Annotated in this window: 12 protein-coding genes and 1 riboswitch; of the genes, 11 read left to right on the top strand and 1 reads right to left on the bottom strand. The window is 41.3% G+C overall.

The window, feature by feature from the left end; all coding sequences use genetic code 11:
* Nucleotides 1-62 precede the first annotated feature (62 nt).
* From C9J46_RS00555 to C9J46_RS00545, 3 genes are all read left to right on the top strand, one after another.
* Nucleotides 63-4691 (top strand): alpha-2-macroglobulin, encoded by a 4629-nt coding sequence (locus C9J46_RS00555; protein WP_107290380.1) that lies wholly within the window; start codon nucleotides 63-65, stop codon nucleotides 4689-4691.
* Entirely contained in the window at nucleotides 4681-6915 is a 2235-nt protein-coding gene (gene pbpC, locus C9J46_RS00550) for a penicillin-binding protein 1C (protein ID WP_107290379.1), read from the top strand. Before C9J46_RS00555 ends, pbpC begins: the two co-directional genes overlap by 11 nt.
* A 155-nt stretch (nucleotides 6916-7070) precedes the next feature.
* Nucleotides 7071-10331, top strand: a complete 3261-nt coding sequence (locus C9J46_RS00545; RefSeq protein WP_107290378.1) for a M66 family metalloprotease — start codon at nucleotides 7071-7073, stop codon at nucleotides 10329-10331.
* A gap of 84 nt (nucleotides 10332-10415) precedes the next feature.
* On the opposite strand, the gene thiD is transcribed toward C9J46_RS00545, so the two are convergent.
* Nucleotides 10416-11258 carry a bifunctional hydroxymethylpyrimidine kinase/phosphomethylpyrimidine kinase gene (gene thiD / locus C9J46_RS00540; RefSeq protein WP_107290377.1) on the bottom strand — a complete coding sequence of 281 codons (843 nt, stop codon included), beginning with the start codon at nucleotides 11256-11258 and terminating at the stop codon, nucleotides 10416-10418.
* 99 nt (nucleotides 11259-11357) lie between these two features.
* A riboswitch (TPP riboswitch) is annotated at nucleotides 11358-11458 on the bottom strand.
* A 262-nt stretch (nucleotides 11459-11720) separates the two neighbouring features.
* Between thiD and C9J46_RS00535 the strand changes: the two genes are divergently transcribed.
* From C9J46_RS00535 to C9J46_RS00500, 8 genes are all read left to right on the top strand, one after another.
* Nucleotides 11721-13205 (top strand): sigma-54-dependent Fis family transcriptional regulator, encoded by a 1485-nt coding sequence (locus C9J46_RS00535; RefSeq protein ID WP_107290376.1) that lies wholly within the window; start codon nucleotides 11721-11723, stop codon nucleotides 13203-13205.
* Nucleotides 13206-13284: 79 nt separating this feature from the next.
* Nucleotides 13285-16722 (top strand): DEAD/DEAH box helicase family protein, encoded by a 3438-nt coding sequence (locus C9J46_RS00530; protein ID WP_107290375.1) that lies wholly within the window; start codon nucleotides 13285-13287, stop codon nucleotides 16720-16722.
* A gap of 175 nt (nucleotides 16723-16897) precedes the next feature.
* Entirely contained in the window at nucleotides 16898-18475 is a 1578-nt protein-coding gene (locus C9J46_RS00525; RefSeq protein ID WP_107290374.1) for a class I SAM-dependent DNA methyltransferase, read from the top strand.
* Nucleotides 18472-19680: a restriction endonuclease subunit S gene (locus C9J46_RS00520; RefSeq protein WP_107290373.1), complete on the top strand. Its 1209-nt coding sequence runs from the start codon at nucleotides 18472-18474 to the stop codon at nucleotides 19678-19680. Before C9J46_RS00525 ends, C9J46_RS00520 begins: the two co-directional genes overlap by 4 nt.
* A gap of 51 nt (nucleotides 19681-19731) precedes the next feature.
* The gene (locus C9J46_RS00515; RefSeq protein WP_107290372.1) at nucleotides 19732-21198 is read left to right on the top strand and encodes a DUF3696 domain-containing protein; all 1467 of its coding nucleotides are present in this window, start codon (nucleotides 19732-19734) and stop codon (nucleotides 21196-21198) included.
* Nucleotides 21198-22088 (top strand): hypothetical protein, encoded by an 891-nt coding sequence (locus tag C9J46_RS00510; RefSeq protein ID WP_107290371.1) that lies wholly within the window; start codon nucleotides 21198-21200, stop codon nucleotides 22086-22088. Before C9J46_RS00515 ends, C9J46_RS00510 begins: the two co-directional genes overlap by 1 nt.
* A 916-nt stretch (nucleotides 22089-23004) precedes the next feature.
* Nucleotides 23005-24756, top strand: coding sequence for a DUF3696 domain-containing protein (locus tag C9J46_RS00505; RefSeq protein ID WP_107290370.1), 1752 nt, complete (start codon nucleotides 23005-23007; stop codon nucleotides 24754-24756).
* Nucleotides 24756-25640 carry a hypothetical protein gene (locus tag C9J46_RS00500; RefSeq protein WP_107290369.1) on the top strand — a complete coding sequence of 295 codons (885 nt, stop codon included), beginning with the start codon at nucleotides 24756-24758 and terminating at the stop codon, nucleotides 25638-25640. Before C9J46_RS00505 ends, C9J46_RS00500 begins: the two co-directional genes overlap by 1 nt.
* Nucleotides 25641-25644: the final 4 nt, after the last annotated feature.

The raw sequence follows: 25644 nt of genomic DNA, 5'->3' as shown, positions 1-25644 counted from the left end.
TTCTGTATAGAATTACACCGTATGCAGTGCATAGAGTTGAGTGGTTCTTAAAGGGGAAAGTGATGCGAATAATGGGATCAGAACGATCGGTAGCTGGATTATATTTAATAGCGTTATTTTTTAGTTTTATGTTGTTTGGCACCGCTTACGCTAATCAAGAGAAAGATCCCATTCGTCAGCCACCGATGGTGGAAGTGATTGGTAATGGCCCTTTAGTTCCGCAATCTCACCACCAATCAATTCCAATTAACTTTATGAATCTTGATAAAGTTGATGTTGAAATTTTACATATAACTGATCCCGACACCTTTTTAAATGACAGTTACCTGTTAGATAACCTAAGCCCTTATGGTTTAGAGCGTTTACAACACGCTTATGAAAGTGTTTATGCTGATCGTTTTACACTGCCACCAAGCAAGTTAAATCAACAAACTGCAGCACGTATCCCTCTTTCACATCATTTGCCGTCAGGTTGGTATGTTGTGGTGTTAAAGGCACCTGGCGCGTTTGATGAGCTAAAAGTTAAACATGTGTTATTAACAGATATTGGTATTCAAGCACGGTTAAATACCCATCAAGCGAGTTTTTCTGTGTCACGTTTATCAACGGGTGACGCTGTTACTTCAGGTAGCGTTGATATTTATCGCGATCATAAACTGTTTAGAACAGCACCCATCGACCATAAAGGTGAAGCTAACTTTGATATTGTGGCGAAAAACACCGATATCGTTATTGCTCGTACCAATAAAACAACAGCAGAACGCCAACTCGCTCCTTCATTACAACAGAAGTCACAACAAGAGATCGGTATTTTACCTCTGCGTGAAGCGCCCTTAGATTTATCGGATAGCAAAGTAGGAGGGCGAGCTTATCAACCTTATGAAGCGTTTATTTACAGCAACCGTGATTTGGTTAAGCCGGGTGAATCATTACCGTTAAATATTTTGCTGCGTGATCAAGACGGTCTGGCGATTAAAGATCAGCCGATCACATTAACGGTATTAGATCCACGTAATGATGTTGTGTTATCTGAGCAACTCTCTCCGCAAGCAGCGAGTTTTTATTCTAAGCAACTGAACACGACATCTAGTTGGCGTACGGGGCGCTATACCGTTGAAGTAAGGCTCGATCCTGAAGCGCAAAAGCCGATCAGCCAATACTTCTTCGAGCTGGAAGAGTTTGTTCCTGAGCGGATGGACTTAACCTTTTTCGATCCTGCAAAGCTTGTTATGGCGGGCAGTCAAACCAAGGTTGAACTAAATGGGCGCTATCTATTTGGTAGCCCAGCGGCAGGTAATAAAGTTACTGCCGAGGTTATGTATAACTCAACGTCGAGCTTTAGCGGTAAATACAGTGATTATCGAGTCGGTAAGCGATTTTCATTGGCTAGCCGTTATCAGCAATTAGATAAGCAAACATTATCAGCAGAAGGGAAAGCAGAGATAGTTTTACCGACACCTTCTGCTGCTAAAATTCAATCACCAGTTAATGCGGTCGTTAATTTCAGTTTATTAGAAACGGGTGGGGCCGCTGTACAACGGGATTTACGTTACACGGTGTGGAAAGATAGTCCAATAGCTGGAGTAAAGCCGCTGCAAAAAAGTGTCGGTTATGATGCTAATCCTCAATTTGATATCGCACTATTAAGCCATGATGGTCAACATCGTCTTGCTGGTAATTTGACCGTAAAAGTGGATTACGATCAGGGGCCTTATTATTGGTTATATGAGCAAGGTGTTGGTTGGCAGCGTAAGAAACAAGCGCGTTGGAAAGCGATCTCTTCGCAAACGATTCATGTTGAAGCAGGAAAAAGTCATCGATTAGCTTTTGCGACTAAATGGGGTCAGTACCGCATTACAGTGACTGATCAAGCAAGTAAAACCGTTACTGAATATCAATTCTATGCAGGTTGGTATGATGGTTATCAGCAAATAAAAGCTAAGCCTGAACATCTTGATATTGCTTTTGATCAATCACGTTATCACGTAGGTGAAAATATCCGTTCAGCGATCACCGCACCAATTGCAGGTAGCATATTAGTGACGCTAGAAACAGATAAAGTGATTTGGTCGCAGCGCACTAAGATAACGAAAGGCAAACAAGATATTGAGATCCCACTGCCACAGGGGTTAAATCGTCACGATATTTATTTAACTGCCACGTTAACAGGTAATGTTGATAATGCGCCGAAACGTTATTTTGGCATTAAGCCAGTTAAGCTTAATCGTGAGGCGCGAAAACTCTCAATCAAAGCGACAATGCCGCCAATTATTCGTCCGTTAACGACCTTAGATATCCCAATTACTGTTGCTGGTATTGAGAAGCAACAAAATGATAATACTTGGGTAACGGTTTCGCTGGTGGATAAAGGCATTATTAACCTCAGCCGTTTTAAACCACAAGATCCGTTTAACTACTTCTTTGCACAGCGTCGTTATAGCGCGGATGTGGTTGATCTGTATTCACGTCTTTATGATTTGCGTCCCAATCCCTTTGCTCAATCTCGTTTCGGCAGCGATAGCGTTACGCGTACTGATAATAAAAACGACGATCTCGTTGAAAGTAAAACCGTTATTTTGATGTCCAAATCGATAAAGGTTAACAACGGCAAGGCGAACGTGAAATTAGCTATCCCTGATTACAATGGTGAAGGGCAGTTAATTATTACGACATTTAACGATTCGCAAGTGGGTCGAAGTGTATCAAGTAATAAAATTGCAGCTCCCGTTGTCGCTGAATTAAGTATTCCTCGTTTTCTCGTAGCGGGAGACAAATCGAGTGTTACGGTAGATATTCACAATATTAGTGGAACAGCGCAGACGTTATCACTGGCATTGAGCGCTAACAAAGGCGTGAACTTAGCGATTTCACTACTGCCTGCTAAGGTGACATTACAAGATGGCGAGCATATAAGTTACAACGTCCCGTTTACGGTTGACTCACCAATAGTTGTTAACCGTGCAGAGTTCAAACTGCAAGCACACTCGCTGTCACAAAACAGCAACAATCAGATCCATATTGATCGTTCATGGACAACACCGATCAAGTCAGTAATGCCGTGGGTTTATAAGATGCATTCGGATCTGTTAGAGCCGCAACAAAAGCTGACAGTGACATCATCATTGTGGCAAGGGCTTGATACGATTCCAGATCAATTAGGCTTTGCTTATATCAGCCAAACACCGATGCTAAGCGTGATAGAGCAAGCAAGAGATCTTTATCAATATCCGTATGGCTGTGCAGAGCAAATAACCAGTAAAGCATTACCGTATTTATATGATTTACCAGAATTAACCCGCTTTAAAAAAGCCGCGTTTGAGCAGCGATTGAAAGCGCAAGGAAAAGCACCGAATGCTGAAGCGATGCCATCTGATAGGGATATGATTTATCAAGCGATAATGAACTTGAAACCAATGCAAACATCACAAGGTGGTTTTTCGTTATGGCCAAGTGATGGCTATAGCAGTCGTGTTAACGATCAGCCTTGGTTAACTGTTTATGTGACGGACTTTTTGCTACGTGCTGATAAAAAATTTCCAAATATAGTACCGAAAGCCATGCTGAAACGAGCGCAAGACGAGATCCTCGAATATGTGAAGAACCCAACACGCATGAAGCAATGGGCGTATAACCAACAAAATGCGGATAGTGCATTAACCTATGCGGCATATGTGTTGTCTCAACAAGGACTGCTCCAGTGGAGCGATATTGATAATTTAGGTCTTAAACTCTTCCCATCTGGACTAAGTGAATTACAGCTTGCGGCAAGTTATGCCAATGTGGGCGATAGTGATAAGGCATTAGCACTGTTAAATAATTACCATACGGTTAAACGTTACAGCAGCTATTTTCAAGATTATGGATCTAACCTGCGTGATAGCGCCTTGTCTGTATTGATTTTGCAGCAACTAAAGTCGAATAGTATTTTGGCTCATAAAGCGGCGGAAATTCAAAAGCAGTTGTTAGAACAACTTGTTGCAGAGTCGGGCGATAAATTGTGGTTGAGCACCCAAGAGCGCGGTGCATTGTTACAAGCTGCGATATTGACCCAAACATTGAATAAAGATCAGCCGTTTGATGTGACAATTAATGGTCATGATCAGCAACATACGGGTCCATTTTCAGTACCATTAACGGAAGGATTAACAATTACCAACCATAATACCAAGCCGCTGTACGTTAAGTTACAGGGTGAGGGATACCAGCAACGCAATAAAGCGGTATCAAATAGTGATAATCCGTTGAATACATTGAAAGTGAATACGCTTTCACGCTCTGTCTATCAATTAGACGGCAAGCCATTTACTGGAAATACAGTAAAAGTTGGTCAGCGGTTATTGGTTGTATTGAATGTTAATCTCAACCAGCGAGTTAATGAAGGGTTACTGTCTAAGATGATCCCAGCAGGTTTTGTGTTAGAAAACCCTGCACTTAATCAAGGGCTTGATGTAGCAGCATTAGCACCCAAAGGTGTGACATTAAGTTCACCAGAGCATAGTGAATATCGTAATGACCGTTATGTAATTTCTCAGTCATTTGATAAGGATAAAACCTATTCATTTGCGTATTTACTTCGTGCTGAAGTACCGGGAACCTTTACTATTCCGCCAATTTACATGGAGTCGATGTACCAGCCATCACAACATGCTGTGTACTGGCCTAAGCAAGACATGGTAACCATTGAAAAGTAATCATTCTGCTCAACAGCCTGCATCACGCTATAAAACGTGGTTGCAGGCGTGTTGTATAACCATTGTGTTATTGGCTACTGGTGGTATGGCGCTTAATTATGCATTTCCGTTACCGCCACTGTATCCGAATGGCTCTGCGGTTGTTATTAAAAGCCAAGAGGGAGAAGTGCTGCGCGCTTTTGCAGATAAGCAAGGGGTGCGTCGAACACAATTAATTTCACCGGAGCAAGTTGATCCTTTTTATCGACAAGCGTTATTAACCTATGAAGATCGATGGTTTTATTTCCATCCTGGGTTTAACCCTTTTTCGATCTTTCGTGCTGCATGGCAATGGGGGGTTAATGGGCATGTCGTCTCTGGTGGCTCAACATTAACCATGCAAGTTGCGCGTTTAATATCACCGCATTCACGTTCATTATCAGGCAAACTAACCCAGTTATTTCGAGCGCTTCAATTAGAGTGGTTTTTTAGTAAAGAGCAGATCTTAACCTTGTATTTAAATCTTGCCCCGTTTGGCGGCAATATCGAAGGGGTTGAGGCTGCGGCGCAACGTTACTTTGGAAGGTCTGCGCAATTGCTCACAAAGTCAGAAGCGGCATTACTGGTGGTATTACCGCAAAAACCATCGTTATATCGCCCAGACCGTTTCCCTGAACGTGCAAAAGCGATGCGTAATAAAGTGCTTGAACGATTAGTGCGTTATAACAAGCTCGATCAATACAGTGCGAACTTTTTGCAACAGGAACCTGTCGTTGTTGCCCCTTATTTTCAACCACTGCAAGCGCCATTATTGAGCCGTATGCTACAGCAAGATTATCCGCACCAAGCGGTGATTCAAACCACTATTCGAGCGGATATTCAAAAGCGAATTCACCGTCTGCTCACGACGGTTTCTCAACGCTTACCTGCAAAAAGCTCTGCGGCTATCGTTGTGGTTGATAATACTTCTGCCAATGTTATTGCCTATCAAGGTTCAGCTGATTTTAATGATGTTAGCCGATTTTCTTATGTTGATATGGTGCAAGCGGTTCGATCGCCAGGTTCAACCTTAAAGCCATTCATTTATGGTACGGCTCTTGATCTTGGGATCATTCATTCTCAAAGTTTACTCAGTGATATTCCGTCATCGTTTTCAGGCTATAAGCCACAAAACTTAAATGGCAAATTTCAAGGCGCAGTGAGTATGAGTGAGGCATTAAAGCAATCACTGAACATTCCTTTAATACAAGTTTTTAATAAAGAAACACCAGAGGTTTTTGATCAAAAACTGCAACAAGCTGGGATTCAATTACAGCATAAAAAATCAAATTTAGCGGTGGGATTAGGCGGGACAGGAACCAATTTAATTACACTGGCAGCTATGTACCGAACACTGGCAACGAATGGGCAATATCAGCCTTTACAACTGCTACAAAATGCCAAATCCGTTGTGAGTAAACCGCTCCTTTCACCGGCTTCAAGTTGGATTATTTTTAAAACACTGAGTGAAATAAGCGCGCCAGATAGAGTCGTACCATCGATAAGACGTCAAATTGCTTGGAAAACAGGAACCAGCTATGGTTATCGTGATTTTTGGTCGATAGGCGTTAGCCCAGATTTTACAGTTGGCGTGTGGATAGGTCGTCCAGACTCTAGCCCTGTTGTGGGTTATTTAGGCGCGACACAAGCCGCACCTATTATGTTTGATGCCTTTGATCAGTTACCCCGCGATCAACACCAACGAATAAAACCTAAAAACGTTGTGACAAAGACCATTTGTTGGCCGAGTGGGCGTGATAAGCAAATTACGCCTCTTGCACAATGTGTCTCGCAAAGAAAAGCCTATACCGTAAGAGGAATTACGCCACCCACGTTGGAAACCGATGGACGTTTTTTACGTCCAAGTTTGGATACGGCTCAAACAACGTGGCCGAAACGTCTAGCAAATTGGCAACAACAACGAGGAGGTATTGCAACGCCTAAAGGACAAGGTGAACTAGAGAAAAGGAACGCACGAGTTGTGCCGTATATTAAGCAAATAGTGACAGGACAGCATTACTATAAAGATCAATTAGACGTATTACCGCTACAAACGCTAGATGAAAACGTAAAGGTTGATTGGTATGTTAATAACCAACCATTTACTGGTAATGAAATTAAATTAGTGGATTACTCGGGTAAGGTGCGTATCACTGCTTGTATTAATGGAGTATGTGATAAACGTGAAATTGTTGTTCATCCGTAATCGAAAGCGTCAAGAAAACAGTGTTTATCACGTGGTGTTTTTGACGGTTGATCTAATAATAAATTATTACAAATCAAATAGATAAATTAATTCTAAATTGTATTGTTATTGTTTATATTTCGCCAAATACATATTATTAACATTGTGCGAAAATAATGAAAAAGAAGTATTTAGTCAGCCTATTGCCAGTATTGCTTATGGCGCAATATGGACAAGCAGAAACAATCGGATCCACAGTACCAGAAACACTTTATTTTAATAAAAAAGCGTTGCCATCAGACACTCAAGGCACACTGCAAGGTAGTGTTAGTGTTGCTCAAAGCGTGATCATGCAAACGAGCAATAAGATTGAAAATGATCGCCAACCACATCTTGTTTCTCTTCGTCGTACACTGGTGCTGTTTGAGCCTCATGCAGATATGCTAGAGCAAGACGAAGTGGTTACTGTGACTGCTAAAAATAAACAAAACGACGTGGTTTATCACACGGTGATGCGTCAACCACAACAGTTGCCACAAGTGGCGGGTAAGCTTGACAAGTATGTTGAGATAACGAAGCCATCGCAGTTCTCTCTAACTATTACTAGCAATAGCGATCTTCATGACATCTCTGGCGAAGCGGGTACAACACATTTTAAAGCACTACTTGATCAGTACGATACAGTTTTAGTTAAAACTGGAGATGGTCATTGGGCGGGGCATTTTATTTTGCCTGATGATAAAAGCTTTAATAATAAGAAGATCACCTTTATTTCAGATGCTGGCTACAACTCTCAAATTGAATATACACAAGGCAGAGATACGATCAGCCGTGGTAACCAATTGACCTATCAGAATATTGATGGTGTTTGGTATGGTGAGTCGGATATGGCAATCAGCCGAATTTCATATAGCGATAAAGCTTACTCTGCCGTACTTCCAGCAGAAGCCGTTAAACTGGGTTTAAGCTTAACTTTCACCAGTGGAAATAAGAAAGAAGGGACGGTTTCAGATATTAAGATCGGTGCTAATACCAGTATGATCTTAAATGCAATCGATATTGGTTTATTAACAGAGCCAAGAGATCAATTTATCTTTATCGATGATCCAGAATTACACCGTCAGTATTTCCAAAGTCTTCAGATCAGTAAATTGATTGTTAACCCTTATGAATCAGTACATCTTAAAGAGATCATTTTGCCTGATGGTCGCTTACTTCAAGGTGTTGATCCTAGTGATGCAGACGGTTACGGCAGTGATTCACATTACCGTATTGCACGTGAACTGATCTCTTCAGGTATTAACAGTGCTAACTATGGTGTGAATTCATCAAAAGTACGTCCTGCAAGTCAGTGGAACATTGAAGCGCCATACCATGCAACGCAAGTGACTGTGAATAACTCAATTGGTAATTATACTGATGGTTTAATTGCACACGGTATGTTGGGCTCTTACGCAGGTGTAGCTTCTGTCGTGAGTTCAACGGGTAACGAATTTAGTCATGAAGTCGGTCATGAACTAGGAGTCGGTGCCCATTACCCTGGTGGCTTTACGGGAGCAATTCACAAAAGTTCTACTGAAGTGAACTCTACATGGGGGTGGGATGTTTATAAAAATATCTTTATTCCTAATTTCACTAAAGGGGTGACGAATCAAGAGTCATGCTACGAAGGGGAATGTGTTGCACCTTTTGAAGGACACAGTTTTGGTTTTGGTACCATGTCTGGCGGTCAACCGCTTTACCCTAAATACAATGCATACACATTACATGCACCGTATGAGCTGAGTGTGTTTCAAGATTTCGTAGAAAATAAAGCGAATTTTGATCCAGAGTCCCCAACAGGTTATAGCAAGTGGGATCATGTAGAACAAGTGATGAAGCCATGGACGCATTCAGTGGTTGATGATTTAGCGATCTCTGTTGTTGTTAGTCCGAATGAAAGCTTAGGGCCTGATGAATTTGGTCCAGAAAGTCACAAGTTTTATGAGCTATTTGAAAAAAATGATCTTGTTTATGTCTTAGTGAAAAACCACGCATGGATTGGTAATGTTCACCTGCCAAGCGATATAGCGTTTGAAGGTAAAACAGCACTTGTTCAAGTGACATCGCTATGGAATACCAATATTCATTATAATGTTCAAAGTTTTACATTAGAGCGTGACAAAAAATATGCGTTCACTTACGCCAATGGACAGTGGGTATTAGAAGAAAACTCAACACTGGGCGGTAATATTGATCTTATCCCATACAAGCAAGGCGTACAGGTAACAACCTTGGTAGGGTATTACGATCCACAGAAAACACTACCAAGCTACATCTACCCAGCTCTGCATGGTGCATACGGTAATGTTTACCTTGATAACTTCACGGCTTCAACATGTCAGTTGGATGTGTTGACGCAAAACGGTGGCACCAAAACGTTTAACCTGTATAACCGTCGTTTGCAAGATGGTCACATGAACCGTTTTCACATCAATATTGAAAGTGCACTGAAACCATACCGCGCAGAAGTTAGCTGTGGTGGTGAAGTATTAAATACAATGGATATAGTGCCGGCAAAAGCGTCGTTAAAAGCAAGTATTGTGACAACGGAGGCAGGAAAAGCACCCGTTATCACAGGTGTTGACGATATTGTTGTTGCACATGGTGATTTATTTGCGCCACTTGCAGGAGTAACAGCGACAGATGATTACGATGGTGATGTCACTGCCTCTATCGTGGTTGAAGGTACTGTTGATACCAATAAAGTGGGTCATTACACGCTAACTTACAAAGCTTATGACAGTGCTTTAAGTGAATCTGTTGTTGTGCGTAAAGTTGAAGTGTTTAGTGCAAAACCTGTGTTAGAAGGGATTAGCGATACGACTATTCAACTCGGTGATACCTTTGATGCAAAAACAGGTATTACCGCAAAAGATGCAGAAGATGGCGACATAACGGCCAATATTATTATCGAAGGTGAAGTCAATACGAGCCTAGCTGGTAACTACACCTTGAAGTACCGTATTACTGACAGCGCACAACAAACCACAGAAGCGCAACGTGTTGTGACGGTTGAAGGTAGCGCAGTGTGCGAAAACACATGGAGTGCACAAAGTATTTATGTGGCAGGAGATGAAGTCAGCCACAACGGTGTGGTATGGCTAGCAGGTTGGTGGACAAAAGGTGAAGAGCCGGGAACAACGGGTGAGTGGGGTGTTTGGAAACAAATTGCAACCGAAGGGTGTACCTCAGTCAAACCAGAAGTGACGCCACCTGCGCCGGGAGAATATCCAACGTATCAAGCGGGCACAGTTTACCAACAAGGGGATATTGTTCGTGCTAGCGATGAGCAGTTATACCAATGTAAACCGTGGCCTAATTCAGGTTGGTGCTCAAGTGCTTCTTATGCCCCAGCAAGCAGTGCTTATTGGCAAGATGCTTGGACAAAACTGTAATCACATAATATTTACTATATAAATCAAAGCGGTGAGTTAAATCACCGCTTTTTTATATCATGTTGCGTGATGTTTCATGTCTTGTTAGCTATTTTGATCCTGTGTAAAAAAATGATTAACAGGACCATGACCACTACCGATATTGAGCTGATCAGCGGCTGAAATGGCAGAGGTAATATATTCTTTGCCACGTTGTGTTGCTTGTTCGATTGAATAACCTTGAGCAAGGTAAGAAGCAATAGCTGAAGAGAGGGTACAGCCAGTACCATGGGTATTGTGGGTATCAATACGTTTTGTTTTTAGCTCGATAATATCGTCACTTAATATTAATAAATCATTACTTTCTGAATCACTTTCTAGGTGCCCACCTTTAAGCAGTATGGCTTTTGTTTGTATGTCACGCAGTTTGCTGACTAATCCCAACATATCTGTATGATTGTGTGGGATCTCGCTGTTTGTCAGCGCAGCGGCTTCAGGTAAATTAGGCGTGATGAGATCAGCTAATGGAAGTAGTTTTTGTTTTAATGTACTAATGGCTGACTGTTGTAATAATAAGTCACCACTGGTGGCAACCATAACGGGATCAATCACAAGATAGCGTGGCTTGTACTCTTTTATTTTGTTCGCAACTAGCGTGATGATGTCACTATCGGCAAGCATGCCTATTTTAACTGCCTGAATGTTGAGATCGGTAAAAACAGCATCTAACTGTTGTTCTATCATCACAAGAGGAATAGGAAGAATACCACTAACACCTTGGGTGTTTTGCGCCGTAATTGCAGTGATCACCGAACAAGCATAGCCACCAGTTGCTGAAATAGCTTTGATATCGGCTTGAATACCCGCGCCACCACTACTGTCAGAGCCAGCAATAGTTAAAACGATAGGCGTTGTAACATGGGATGTATTATTGGTGTGTGATGACATAACAGATTCCTAATTACGCGTTAGGAACCGGTGCCAAGTCTGAAAGGATCAATTGATGTGAAGTGATGAGATCCAGTGATAACTTGGCTAAACAATACGGATATTGTTTATTTAGTTCCCTCCGCCAGTGTTAACTGGTTCAGGTTCAACGGGTCCCACTTAAATTGTGATCTCAGCGTAATGCCCCCCGACTAACTCTCAAATCCTAATAGATAAACGTTTTGTTGTCACGTACTTATAAAATAAGGGATTACTCAGCATTCATGTTAGACAAAACCAAAGATGTAATGGTCAAGGTGAAATAAATATTGCCCGACAAAGAACCCGAGCAATAAAACAATATTAGATTTATTGACATATTATGTATTATGCAACTGCTCGGTTAAGACACTGTAGATTACCTCACACCTTTACCGCATCAGATTGATTAAAATAAACAAAACTAAAATCACGGACGTTAAAATGGCAACTCTGCTTAGCTGGCTTGGTAGAACAGATTTAGATCAAATGAAGCTAGATAAACCAGCTTCCATTGCAACCCTCGCTCTTAGAGGGCCGATGCTTGATAGCGTCGTTATTCTTGCGAGTACATGGGATGACGAATGGTTTGACTACAAGGACTGGTTAAAAAGAAAGTTAGCATGTGCTGGGCGTTCTAAAACATCAGTAGAGATAAAACGTGTCAGATTAACTTCACCGATTGATTATTTATCAATAACGAAAGTCATGCAAAAGCAATTGAGTGACGTTTCCTCAGATGCGACTCAGGTGTATATCAATCTGACATCAGGTACCCCAGCCATGACTGTTGTATCAGTGCTGCTGGGCAAGGGTAATGCTAAATGTCAGTTCGTTCAAACATCGCCAAAAGGGGAAATCAATAATGTCGATATCCCGGTAGATTTTGCCTCTGAGTATGCGAAATCGTCATCTACTGCAATTTCACAACTGGTATCCAAACACCCCAAAAATGAGGGTGCTTTTAGCTCAATAACCGCCAACTCCGCCGTAATGCAAGAAACCGTCAAAAAAGCGCAACGTTTAGCGTATTCGGATCTACCAGCATTATTATTAGGTGAAAGCGGAACGGGGAAAGAGGTACTTGCAAAGTCTATTCATCAAGCCAGCCTTCGACAGCAAAAGCCATTTAAAGCCGTCAACTGTGGTGCGCTACCTGAAAACCTCGTCGATTCAATTTTATTTGGTCACAGAAAGGGAGCCTTCACGGGAGCCGAGCGTGATCATGAAGGGCTGTTTGAGCAAGCGAACGGCGGCACACTGTTTTTAGATGAAGTCGGTGAGCTGCCTTTAGTGGTACAAGTCAAACTATTGCGAGCATTACAACAACAAGAGATCACGCGTGTGGGTGATACCGTTACTCGTACCGTCGATGTCCGGATAATCGCAGCCACGCATCGTGATTTATTTCGTATGGTGTCTGATGAAACGTTTCGAGAAGATTTATTTTATCGCCTCGCTGTTGGCGTTATCACATTACCGTCATTAAGGCAGCGGCCTGAAGATATTCCCGACATCATTACCACGTTCATGGCAGATATTAATCAACAGATGGAAACACACCCGCTGTTTGAAAGTAAAAATATTTCCGATGCTGCAATAAATTTTACCGTTTCACATCACTGGCCGGGTAATATTCGTGAGCTTTGGAATACGTTAAACCGTGCTACGCTGTGGTCTGAAAATAAAGAGCTAAGCCGAGCGGATATCGAAAAAGCCACATTAAGCTTAGATAATACACCGTCCGCTGAAGATAAGTTCCTTATTCCGGGCGATTTACAGCAATATATTGATAATATTAAAAAAGATGCGATTATCTCTGCCATGGATTTTGCCAGTGGAAACAAATCTAAGGCTGCTAAATCATTAGGTTTAAAAAATCATCAAACATTGAATAATTGGCTTAAAACGTACGATTTAGATGCTTGATGAAACAAAGAAAAACGAATGGCATAAACGTTGCGATAGGCATAGGTATCAAAGGAGAGCAACTAAGGTGAAAACGTCCATGAATTTCGAACATTTACGTAATCAGTGGCCAGAGTTGGCAGAGCTTGGCGCATTTGCTGAAACCTATGCCGTGAGTGATCCGCAAAGTGCATTGGTTAAGCTGCGCTGCTACGTCGAAAAAATCGTAGGCTACTTGTACCGAGAGCTTCACCTTCCTGTTGCACCTAACGCATCTATGCACGATAAGTTGGTGAGCGGTTCATTCACATCTATCGTCGATAAAACCATTGTTGATAAGTTTCACGCTGTTCGTCGAGGCGGGAACAAAGCCGCTCATGAAGGCGAAGTTAGCCAACACGATGCTATTTGGTTGTTAAAAGAATCTTATTTCATTGGCTGCTGGCTATTCATGGCATATGGCGAGGGTAAACTAGAAGATTGCCCATCGTTTACCACACCTGAAAATAGCCAAAGAGAAGATGAATCCAAAGGCGAATTTAAGCGCAAGAATAAGCAATTACAACAAAAGCTTAAACAGCATGATGAGATCTTAAAACAGGCATTGAAAGAGCTGGAAGAAACCAAGCTTGCTCAATTACAGGCTCAGAAAGAAGCGGCGCAGCTTAAAGCACAAGTGGATCAAGCCAAAGCGGATAAACTTCGTAGCAATACGCTAGCAATGAAGAGCAGCTTTGATTTTAATGAACAAGAGACTCGCAAGCGAATCATTGATGCAGATCTGCGTAGCTGTGGCTGGGATGTTGCACTTGATGAAGAGAGTACAGAGCAAGTATCCAAAGAGTATGAAGTTGATGGGCAGCCAACGCAAACAGGCATAGGTTATTGTGACTACGTACTTTGGGACGACAATGGTAAACCGTTAGCGGTCATTGAAGCCAAGCGTACACAGAGAGATGCCAAAGCAGGGCGAGAACAAGCAAAATTGTATGCCGATGCGCTAGGAAAACGTTACAGCCAACGCCCTGTGATTTTCTACACCAACGGGTATGAAATTTATATTTGGGATGATGCTCAAGGCTATGCACCACGCGCTATCTTCGGTTACTACGCCAAAGACAGCCTTCAATACCTGATCCAACAACGTACTCTTAAACAAGATCTTAATACAACGCCTATCGACACCAAGGTTGCAGGGCGTATGTATCAAATGGAAAGCATCAGTCGTGTCTGTGAACGCTTTTCAGACAAACACCGCAAAGCGTTAGTGGTACAAGCAACAGGGACAGGTAAAACCCGTGTATCTATTGCATTAGCAAAACGTCTGCTTGATGCGGGATGGGCGAAACGTATTCTGTTTTTATGTGACCGAAAAGAGTTACGTAAACAGGCAGGTCATGCGTTTAATGAACACACCAAAGAGCCGCTTTTCATCAAAGGGAAAAGTAAAAAAGATGCGGTTTCCAATGCACGTATCGTAATCGCGACTTACCCGGGCATGATCCAAAACTATGAAGAGTTCGATGTCGGTCACTTTAATCTGATCATTGCCGATGAATCTCATCGCTCTATCTACAACAAATATGGCGAGTTATTTAAATACTTTGATGCGCTACAAGTGGGGCTAACAGCAACGCCAGTTGAGATGATCTCACGCTCTACCAGTCAACTGTTTGGCTGTGACTATAAACTGCCCACAGCAAACTACCCATTAGAACAAGCGATTGAAGAGAAGAACCTTGTCCCGTTTAAGGTGGTTACCCATACCACGCAATTTTTACGTGAAGGGATCAAAGCAAGCGAACTGACGGATGAGCAAATTGCAGAGCTAGAAGATCAGGGCATTGATCCCAATACCTTGGATTTCGATTCTAAGCAAATTGATAAAGCGATATTCAATAAAGACACCAACCGAGCCATTATTCGTAACTTAATGGAAAAAGGCTTAAAAGATAAAGATAACCAACTGCCGGGTAAATCGATCATCTTTGCCCGCAGCATTGCCCATGCAGAGTTATTGGCTGAACTTTTCAGTGAAATGTACCCAGATTTGGGCGGTAATTTTTGCCGCGTTATCCACTCTAAATACGAACGGGCTGAAGAGTTAATCGACAACTTCAAAAGCGCAGAAGGGAACGATGATGACATTACTATCGCGGTATCTGTTGATATGTTAGATACCGGTATTGATGTCCCTGAATGTGTCAACTTGGTGTTTGCGAAACCGATTAAATCGAAAGTGAAGTTTTGGCAAATGGTGGGTCGTGGTACGCGCTTGTGTGCAAACCTCTATGGTCCTGGTTTAGATAAAAAGCACTTCTTAATTTTCGACCACTGGGGAAACTTTGATTATTTCAAAATGAACCCAGAAGAAGATGAAGGTTCGCAAAGTAAATCTCTGCCGCAGAAAGTGTTTGAAGCCAAACTCAATTTGGCTGTTGAAGCACTAAAGAAAGCAGAAATGGAAATTTTTGCTGATGCTGTTCACCAAATCAAAGCGGATATCGATTCGCTCAACGATAAAACCATTGCTGTGCGTGAAAAGTGGAAGCTGAAAGCCCAATTGAGCGAAGAAAAACGCTTAATGCAAATGGCACCAGATACCAAAACGTTGTTGTTTGATGAAATGGCGCCGTTGATGCAATGGAAGAAAACCACAGGCGAAAGCGAAGCCCTTCGTTTAGATCTGCAATTTCTTCAGCTGCAACTGACGAAATTACAACAGCCAAGCAAGGTAGATATTGAAGCGCAACCTATTTTAGATAAGGTGACTAGCTTGTCTATGCACCTAAATGAAGTGCGAAGTAAAGCAACCACCATCAAACAGATACAACAACAGAATTATTTAAGTGATGCCGATTACTTTGCCGTTGAGGCCTGTCGCCATAACTTGCGCAGTGTGATTCACTTACGTGATAAAGGGGTAGCACCAGCATCAACTCAAATCCCTGTGATTGATGTACGTGAAGATGAAAGCCGTTATCAAACAGAAGAGATAAAAACAGACATCATCACGGTTGATTATGAAATCTACCGCCAAGAGGTAGAAAAGACCTTAACGCCACTGTTTGACACTAACGACGTATTGCAAAAAATCCGTGGTGGGCAAGCGGTAACAGAAGCTGACTTAGCGACATTAAGCGCCTTGGTACTGACCCAAAACCCCAATGTTGACTTGCGAACGCTTAAAGAGTTCTTCCCTGAATCAACCTCAGGGCTGGATCAAATCCTGCGCACGATTGTCGGTATGGATGCTAAGCAAATAGAAAATGAATTTACGGTTTTTGTACAAAACGTGCATACCCATTTAAACGCAAGACAGCAGCGTTTTATCGGTATGCTAAAAAATCACCTTTGTCGCTACGGTAGCGTTGATATTGAACAGCTCTACGATGCGCCGTTTAATCAAATTGATGATGCAGGGCTAGATGGCGTGTTCCCAAACCCAGCACAAGCCGACGTGGTTGAACAATTTGTGCGTCGCTTCAGTGTCCATTTGGGGGATAAACAAACAAGTGTCGAGAAAGTCGTAAATTAGCATTTGGTATCAAGAAACAAGCGCGTAAACTACCACGCATTATTATAAGTGGCTTGATAACAGCCGCTTTAGCGCGAAACTCTTTTTACACGAGAAAGCGTTAACGCGCATAACAACAATAAAAACGCACTGGCCTCACTTTGAAGGGCTGGCGCAATAATCAAAGAGAATAAAAATGATCACATCAGGCACATTAAAAAGCCAAATTGACAAGTTATGGGAAGAGTTTTGGACTGGCGGTATTACCAACCCATTAACCGTTGTTGAGCAAATTACCTATTTAATGTACGCCCGTATGTTAGACATGAATGAGCGTAATGATGAAAAACGCAGTGCTCGTACAGGTAAGCCTTTTAACCGCCGCTTTGCAGACGATAAACAACACATTCGCTGGGAAAACTTCCGTCACCTTGGCGCAGAAAAGTTATACCCACTCGTAAAAGATGAAGTCTTCCCGAACTTCAAAGATCTCACATCTGATGACACCCTGTTTGCGGATTTTATGAAAGATGCGCAATTGATGATCCAAAAGCCATCACTATTAGTCAAAGCGGTAGAATTAGTCAGTGAACTACCTTTAGAAAACAAAGACGTAAAAGGCGATTTATACGAATACTTATTGTCTAAATTAACCACCGCCGGCATTAACGGTCAGTTCCGTACCCCGCGCCATATTATTCGTGCGATGATCGAAATGTTAGACGTGGAAGAAACTCACCGCATTTGTGATCCAGCTTGTGGTACGGGCGGTTTCTTATCATCGACTTATGAATACTTACTAGAAAAGTACTCTTCAGCAGAAGGTACTGAAAAAGAACAAGCGTTTGATAAAGAAGGTAAGCCAGTATTAGACGTGTATGGTAATCCAGTATTTAATTATTTATACGCTGGTGACTTGCTCGAAAAGCGCACACATATTGATTACGACATGTTCCACGGCTTTGATTTTGACTCAACCATGTTACGTGTAGCAGCAATGAACTTGGTAATGCATGGGGTGAAACAGCCTGATATTCATTACCAAGACACATTGAGCCAAAGCTTTATTGAGCGTTTCCCTGATGAAGCGAAAAACGGTTTTGATATCATCTTAGCGAACCCGCCGTTTAAAGGCAGCTTAGATGAAGAAGATGTTGATCCTGCGATTTTAAAAGTGGTGAAAACCAAAAAGACCGAGCTGCTGTTTGTGGCACTTATTCAACGCATGTTGAAAGTAGGTGGCCGCACCGCCACCATCGTACCTGATGGCGTGTTATTCGGTAGCTCTAAAGCGCACCAAACCCTGCGTAAACACTTAGTGGAAGACAACCAGTTGGAAGCGGTGATCTCGTTGCCAAGCGGCGTCTTTAAGCCTTATGCGGGTGTTTCTACCGCAATCCTGATATTCACCAAAGGTGGTAGCACGAATAATGTGTGGTTCTACGATGTACAAGCCGATGGTAAATCGCTCGATGATAAGCGCAGCCCAATTAAAGACAACGACTTGCCTGATCTGGTTAAGCAGTACAAAGCCTATCAAGCGGCGGTGATGGCGGGTGAGTCCACCGAACAATGGGCGGACAAAACTCAAAAAGCCTTCTTAGTGGCAAAAGATGACATTACGTCGAACAAATACGACTTGTCGATCAACCGCTACAAAGAAGTAGTGTACGAGCAAGAAAGTTACGAAGAACCAAAAGTGATCCTTGGTAAACTGAAAGCGTTAGAAAACGAGATTCTGGCTGATCTTAATGAGTTGGAGTCGATGCTATGAGTTGGCCAACAGTAAAACTAAAAGAATTAATAACACTTACTGGAGGTTTCGCATTCAAAAGCGGTGATTTTCAAGAAAACGGAGTGCCTTTGATTCGAATTGGTAATGCTAATAGCGGAACTTTCAAAACATCTGGAATGGTTTTTTTACCACGTGATTACGAATTAAAGTATTCAAAATTTTTGGTTAAACCAAAAGATTTATTAATAACCCTTACTGGCACAGTTGGTAAAGGTGACTATGGGAATGTATGTGAAGCGACAGCAGATCATGATTCATACCTCCTCAATCAACGTGTTGCTAAGTTCAATATTGAGTCGGCTGATTTGTTCAAGAGATATCTTTATTTGTTTCTCTCTACTCCTCAGATAAAGAAGCAATTAACTAGCCTTAGCCGAGGTGTTAGGCAAGCAAATATAAAGAATGACGATATTTTAGAACTACAAATCCCACTCCCACCACTAGAAGAACAAAAACGCATTGCGGCTATTTTGGATAAAGCGGATGCGATTCGCCATAAGCGTAAACAGGCAATTGAACTTGCTGATGAGTTTTTACGCAGTGTGTTTTTGGATATGTTTGGCGATCCAGTGACGAATCCGAAGGGGTTTCCGGTAAAAGTATTATCTGAACTTTATATTGACCCTAAAAATGGAACAAAATGCGGTCCGTTTGGAAGTGCTCTAAAGAAAGAAGAGTTTGTAGATAAGGGCATTCCTGTTTGGAACATGGACAATATTTCCTTATCAGGTAACTTCAAAGATGAACCAAAACTGTGGGTTACTGAAGAAAAGTTTAACGAGATTAATGCATATAGCGTTATCGATGGAGATGTCATTATTTCACGTGCTGGTACGGTTGGTAAAATGGGAGTCGTGAGGTCAAAGTATTCAAGCTCACTTATTAGCACTAACCTCATACGAGTACGTTTTTCTGATGATTTATTACCGGAGTATTTCGTTTCATTAATGACTTATTGTAAAGGACGAGTCGGAAGATTAAAGACAGGACCTGATGGCTCATTTACACATATGAATACAGGAATTCTAGATAAACTGGAGCTCCCATATCCACCTGTAGAACTTCAGCGAAAATTTCTCAAATTGTTAGCTGATACTGAAAAGAATTTGGATAAGATGTCACCTCGCCAATTGAGCCTTCTATTCAACGCTTTATCCCAAAAAGCCTTCTCAGGCCAACTATAAATTTCAGAGGTATCTTTAGATGCCTCTTTTTTGATCAAAGATTAGGTAAAAATGAAAATAACATCACTTACCGTTGGTGGGTTCAAAGGTATTAAGAACAAAGCCACGATTCCACTTGCACCTATCACACTGTTCTTTGGTGCGAACAGTACAGGCAAAAGCACTGTGTTACATGCACTGCTGTATCTGTATGAAGTGGTCGCTAAACGTAATTTTGATGCACAGTACAGCTCAATCGCTGGTGAATCACTTTATTTTGGTGGTTTTCAAAATCTTGTTCATGGTAAAGATTTAGATGGGGTAATAACATTAGGCGCAACACTTGATTTTCGTGATGGAGCTACAGATATTTGGGATGACTATTTGTCTGATTCTGAGCGCAGATTTCTTGAAGATATTTTTGATATAACTCTGGATTCAGAGGCAAATACATTTAGTTTTGAGATTGATATTAAATGGGACAATATCAAACAATGTACTTTTATTAGTCGTTATGTATGTAAAAGTGCTGGAATTGAATATTTTAAAATAGAATCAAAACAAGGACGTCCTGATTGTCAAATAACACATTATAACTCATTGTTAAATGAGAGCTTTAATGATCTATTTGAAAGTTCTATCCTATTTTTTTTCGATGTATGGGAAGGGCTTGCTATTCAAGGCTCGAATGCATTACCCGATATTAATGAGCGATTAGATTTTTCAAGTGTTCCATTTGAATGGTCAGATGTTGATGAGGAAAACCCTTTAGCTACTCAACTGTTAGCTGAGGCTTCTTTATCTCAAATTACATTAGCTCCACTGAAGTTATTAGTGAAAAAACTTGAAGACTTTATTCATATAGGGCCACTGCGTATAGTGCCATCTCGCTCAACTGTTCTAAATAAAGAAACAAGTACGCAGCGTTGGTATGATGGTACGGCTGGTTGGGAAACATTTGCGTTCTCAAGTGAGAAAGTCAAAGTTCAGACTAACAATAAGTTTGAAAGTAGCGATTTCTTTGGTACTAACTACCGTTTTGAAGCACGAGATTATGGTGAAGTTAGTTTGACTGAGAAAACAGTTATTATGAAAGGTTTACACACCGATATTCCGTTATTGCCATCAAGTGTGGGTGTTGGTGTATCACAAGTGTTCCCGTTTGTTGTTGCCACATCACTTGAGCAAGACCTTATTGTATCGTGCGAACAACCAGAACTGCATATTCACCCTAAATGGCAGTTGGCGTTGGCGGATATGATGCTAGAGGCGACAAAGAAAAATCCAGACCGTATGTTTTTTATAGAAACCCATAGTGAACATTTGCTGTTGAGATTGCTAAAACGTCGCCGCCAAACCGCAGATGAAGAGATCGAATATGAGCCATTTGGTTGTAAAAAAAGTGATGTACAGATAGTTTTCTGTGAGCAATCCGAGGGCAAAACTCGTTTAATTCCAATTAAAACAACTGACGAGGGTGAGTTTGACGCACCTTGGCCAAATGGCTTCTTCGAAGAAAGAAGAGAGGAGCTATTCTGATGTTACATTTGGAATTTGCGGTAGCACCAACGGAAATTAAGTCATTAACAGATTTGGCGTTGTTGGATGCAAGACTCGGATTTGATCGTGGCGCTGTGTTATCTAGTTTTCCAAAAGCTTGGTTTAGAGATGTGTCTGATCAACTAAGAAGGACGCATAATGGAACTTCGCTGGATAGAGCAACAGAGCGACTTAACTCTTTCAAAAATAATAAGACAGTTTCTTTTACTCGAGCGTATCAAAAAGGTAGTTGGATAAATGCTGCAATAGTAAGCCATGGAAATGTGCCCTTTCATCGATTAGTCGAACAATCATTTACTCAATTGCCAACATTTGTTTCTTCGATTACTGAATTAGAAGATCCAGATTTTAATTACAACTCTCAATTTCCTCGAGATGCATTGTCACTCGCTAAAGCAGCCACGGCACTATTACTTGGTGCTGAGAAAGTTACCATTTACGACCCATATATTTGTGCCACTAAGGCAGGCTATCTCAAAACACTTATAGAATTGATGAAGTTATGCAACAAAGGTGAAGTAGAGTTTCACGTCTTTTCGGAAGAAGATGGAAAACCTGCTTGGGATCGAACAGAACAAGCTTTAGTCGAATTTAAAGAGACTATGCCAGAAAATATTAAGCTATATTGGTATTGCGCCGATGATGACAGTTCTGGTTTTTTACATTCTCGTGGGTTATTTACAGCGAAGGGAGGTTTGATCTATGACAGGGGGTTTATTGAACCTACTGATAGATATCAACGTCAAGAGCTTACAGATATCATTCCTATGTCGATTACCTTACTTCAAGCGAAAGCTAAATCATATAACACATCTCTTCAATATGAAGATTTTAAGCTTGTTAGAGGTGTTTGGTCTTCCCATCCTTGATTAATAATTGGAGTTTGTAACTTGATACGATACACGTGGCAGGATTATTTGGCTGTTAATTTGTTTACATATGGTAAATATTATTACCATATAAAACTATGACAGTTTGCAGAGATCCAATTAAATCATAATGTTAGCGTTTGGCATACTTGTTGATTGTATTGTTGTATCAACATTTACGAATCGAGGTGCCATCGAATATGACAGACGCTAATCTTACTACTTTAACCATCCCATCATTTTCGTTTCCAGATATCCAAGTATCTGGAAATAGAGTTGAGAGGTTCGGACGTCACCATATCCGAAAGACACGTTAATTGTGACATATAAGCCATCCTGACTATTTCTCAATCAAACTCTCACTTTTTCACCCACCATCATAACCCCCAAAGATCGAGATATGTCTCAAGGCATATTTGCATCTGTCGCTATCTCATCAATCACGCATTTCTCTATTATTGCTTTGAAAATCAGCACTCTAGTCGATTCCTATCTCAATACCTTTCTTCGCTGTTATGTCTGTAAAAATATTTACTATTAGTAAATTATTTTACTTTTCATACAGGGTGATTTTTATCTATTTCCAATAAAAACAAACACTTAAAACTTGGCGTGTTTATTGGAAGTATCTAAGAACAACAGAGGATAGGCGCTTTATATAGGCTGGCTCTGGTGACGATGGAAGTGTTGCTGCTAGGCAGTGAAATTTTTAGAACAAAGGCTGGAAGTGACAAGTTATTTTTTGCAATTAATTTCAAATGTTTGCTTTGCATAACATTGCGAAACTTTAAAATTAAAATTATTTATAAATTGTGATGTTCAAACTGTGATTATATCTAAGCAGGTGTTAGCTTTTTATCTAAGTGACTGTTTTTATATAGGCAAAAATCGAATAATCAATAACGAAAAATAATGAATGATGAAGATTACAAAGTTATCACTAACCAATTTCCGCTCTTTTAAACAAACTCAAACCATTGAGTTTGCCCCTGTTACTTTGCTTTTTGGCCCTAATAGTGTGGGGAAAAGTACGGTACTGATGGCGCTATTCTACCTGCAACAGATAGTCGAAAAAGGCCAGTGCAACCCACAGCGCCTTGAAGCGATGAATAACAAGTATGTCGGTGGTTTTCAACATCTCGTTCATGGCAAAGATTTATCTAAAAATATTACGATCAAGGTGGAATATCAAAAACCTGAAGTCATGGCTGGTCATAGCTATGACGATAGTTTGTTTTTTATTGATGATTGTAAAGAAAGAGAAAATAACGATCCATTAGGCACACAACGTAAGCTGTTATCGATGAGTAGCCCGATAGAGTGGGCCAATAATATTGCTGTCGAAATCGAAATTGCTTGGTCGCAGGCTGCGAATACCGCGTTTGTATGTCGTCAGGCTGTGTGGTTAGACAACGAGTTTATTGCTGAGTCGGTCAATACGGAATATTCACCGAACGCGCAGGTCCATGCTGTGAATTATCTCCATCCATTGTTAATTACCGATCAGCAAGATGAGTGGGTCGCGTCAACAGAGGCTGGTGGCGTATTTCATCCTGACTTTGCTAGTCAAGACAAGGGGCAAGGTGTTCATTCATCAATATCTAGTGGGCATGAAGCGAGTACTTTGGGGTTTTGTGGAGAATTTCATGATTTTGTTTTGGCGTCTGCCACCTCAGAAGCGGAAACCATGTACAGTCGACACCTCCAACAAGAACAGCAACATGCGTTATTTCAGTACAAATCGATGGGGGGAGTACTTCCTCAGCTTGGCAAAGTGCTAACAACCAGTATTGAAGCAGATGATGCATTAAATACCAAACGTATAGAAGAAATATTCAGTGATATTTTTGTTGCCAGTTTAGATAACTTACAGGAGTTGCTGCAAGACAGCTTAACCATTGGCCCACTGCGCCATATTCCTGATTCGACCTTTGATGCAGACACCAATATTAAGCAAAGGGACTGGTATAACGGAAAAGCCAGTTGGGATCTTGTTTTTCATGCTGAGCAAACGTTGTTATCAAAAATAAACCATTGGTTGGCAGGTAAAGATCAGTTGGATTTAGGCTATGCGCTGGTTCGTAAATGTGAACAAGGCCAGATTGAATATATCCATGATCCCGATAGTTTCAGCGAGGCAACGCGGGAGTTAATTGACACTGGGCGCGATGAAGCGTTGCCTGCACCTTATATTGCCACCATGGATTACCGTAACAACAATATTACGCTTTGGGATCTGCATAATGATATTGAAGTATCAGCCGCTGATATTGGTGCCGGTGTTTCTCAGGTATTTCCTTTAATTGTTGCAGCCGCTTACGCGAATAAAGGGTTAATTTGCGTTGAGCAACCCGAATTACATATACACCCCAAAGCGCAAGTTGGGTTGGGGGATTTATTAACCCAAGTTGATGAGAAAAATCAGTTTTTAATAGAAACCCACAGCGAACATTTAATTTTACGTTTACTTCGCCGTGTGCGTGAAACCACTGAGGGCACATTGGCGAAACATTTAACGCCGGTTAAAAAAGAAGATATCTCGATTATTTATCTCGAAACTGCTGAGTCTGGCGTTATCGCGCATAGAACATTATTAACTGACGATGGCGATCTTGAAACAGATTGGCCTAACGGCTTCTTTGATGAAAGGGATGAGGAGTTGTTCTGATGTATAAAGAGATAGCACTCGATCCTCACTGTATGTCTGAATTTCATTATTACGGTCTGTTAAAAAGTGCGTTTGGATTTGAAAGCGGGCGTTATGTTATTGCGCCTACTAAAGAATGGGTCAGGGAGGCTTACAAATGTGTTAAGGCTTCTAGCATCTCGCCGACAAAACAAAAATCGGTGACGAATTTTCTTAATAAGTTACAGAGGGAAAAGGCGCATCCATTAATTGTGTTACCTACAGATCGCGCTTGTTTAACAACCCAAAAGGGCTATGAGAATTGGCTGCAATGGATTGGGTCACAACAATCGTTGCGACGTTTTAATGCCGTTGTTTCTGAAAAAGACGGGGCGGCTTACATTAATTATGAGCAAATCATCGAGGGAGCGGAAATATGGGCAATGCCGCCAACACGTTGGATTGATAAAAGTATTGAAGACATTGTATCGGTGGTCGAGCCATTAATACATGTTGGCCGAGAGCTTATTATTGCCGATCCCTATTTTAAGCTACCAAACAACGCGTTATTTAAAGCCATTTTAAAAAAAGCGATGTTAGGTGAAATAAAGAAAGTAACGCTTGTTACTACGATGGAGTGCAGCAATCTTTCGGGGGTGTTTGACCGTGAATATAAACACTTGCTCGATACAGCAATAAAAATCAGTTATGTACGAGTACCAAATCAGTTTATCCACGATAGATATGTACTGACAGATAAAGCAGCAATTAAGGCTGGGCAAGGCTTTGCTGTTGCGCCAGAAAAGGGGCTTCAGTCTGACCATTTAAGCATCAGCTTATGTGGTTTGGAAGAATACAGAGAGACCAAAAAACGGATCGAAGAATACCAAAAACAATACCCTGAAAGCTGTGAGCTTTTGGGATAAAGAT

This window comes from Photobacterium sp. GB-36 (genome assembly GCF_003026135.1).
Classification (GTDB): domain Bacteria; phylum Pseudomonadota; class Gammaproteobacteria; order Enterobacterales; family Vibrionaceae; genus Photobacterium.
Note: the sequence above shows the minus strand (reverse complement) of the source record. Positions and strands in the feature narration are given on the sequence as shown.